Here is a 1,389-nt window from a genome sequence, read left to right as displayed (position 1 = left end):
TATAGAGGTATGAATTATTCAGGCTATTATTTATTTTTTAATTCCGTACTGTTCATTTTTGTTTAGGGAACAGTCAAGATAAATCCATTTTATCCATCGATCATTGAAACGCTAGGAATATCATGTCAAATCTATAAGCTATCGTAGCTTATATTGTAGGTATCCCATTGTGACAAGTCGCCTGCTTCTAACCCTTTCTTAAACCATTTTTGCCGTTGCTCGGCAGTACCATGGGTGAAAGAGTCGGGCATCGTACGGCCATAAGCTTTTTCTTGCAAGACGTCATCACCAATGTGATAAGCTGCGTTTAATCCTTCTTCAAGGTCCCCTGCTTCCATCCAATCATTCTCAACGACGTTATGTGCCCATACACCAGCAAGATAGTCCGCTTGTAATTCCATCCGTACAGTCCATTGATTTTGTTCAGTTTGACCAACTTCAGACTGAATTTGTCGAACCTGATCGGAAAGGCCAAGTTGCTGTTGAACATGGTGACCTACTTCATGGGCGATCACATAGGCCATAGCAAAATCACCACCGCCTCCATAATTTTTAACAAGTTGATTATAGAAATCTAAATCGATATAAATAGTTTCATCCGTTGGGCAATAGAAAGGTCCAACTTCAGATGTGTTATACCCACAAGATGAATTCACAGAATCCTCAAAGATGACCAAATCTGGCGCCTTATATGTATATCCAGCTTCAGAAAATGCTTGTGTCCAGTACTCTTCGGTATCATAAAGGATAACAGAAACAAATTCAGCCAACTCATCTTCAGTAACTGTTTCACTATCTGTGGATCCAGTCTCTGGTAAACTGACCTGACTATTAGGATTGGCTTGAATTTGCGTATTCGATTCCATCTGTCCAGGTAATTGTACCTCTACCTGTCCAGTTTGATCGTTTGTTTGATTATTACTTGAACTAGACTGGTTGTCACCTAATAAAGATGTCCCACCAAATACAAAGAATATAATCAGCATTAAGATAATCGAACCGCAACCTAAGCTTCTGCCTCCAGTTGAAGTCCCGCGACCACCTGGAAGCTGAATAGGTATTCTACCTCCGGATCGTCCTTGTCCCAAACCACCTAATCCACCACTTCCGGTGTTTTGACCACGCAAGTCTTTTACATTACCACTACGTTTGCGCCCTTGCCATTTCATGGAAATACCTCCTGACAGTTTTCTCCATTATATCATATGTGATATATTCCATAAACAAATGTAATGTAAACGTTCCCCACAATTTATAATAAGATGGTAATCATGACTAGTGTCACCCGTAAAAATACTAAAGCATCTTTTATTGAACTATTACGGAAAAAACAGTCAATAAAGCAGTATGAATCTCAACCCGAAAGCTGAACACTCAAAAAAAGAGTGT

General features: G+C 39.6%; 1 protein-coding gene. It reads right to left on the bottom strand.

Annotation, left to right across the window (positions count from 1 at the left end; genetic code table 11):
* Positions 1–131: 131 nt before the first annotated feature.
* Positions 132–1,169 (bottom strand): KPN_02809 family neutral zinc metallopeptidase, encoded by a 1,038-nt coding sequence (gene ypfJ, locus EF384_RS09535; protein WP_123781480.1) that lies wholly within the window; start codon positions 1,167–1,169, stop codon positions 132–134.
* Between the last annotated feature and the right edge of the window lie 220 nt (positions 1,170–1,389).

The organism is Aerococcus agrisoli (assembly GCF_003797145.1).
Lineage (GTDB): Bacteria > Bacillota > Bacilli > Lactobacillales > Aerococcaceae > Aerococcus > Aerococcus agrisoli.
Note: the sequence above shows the minus strand (reverse complement) of the source record. Positions and strands in the feature narration are given on the sequence as shown.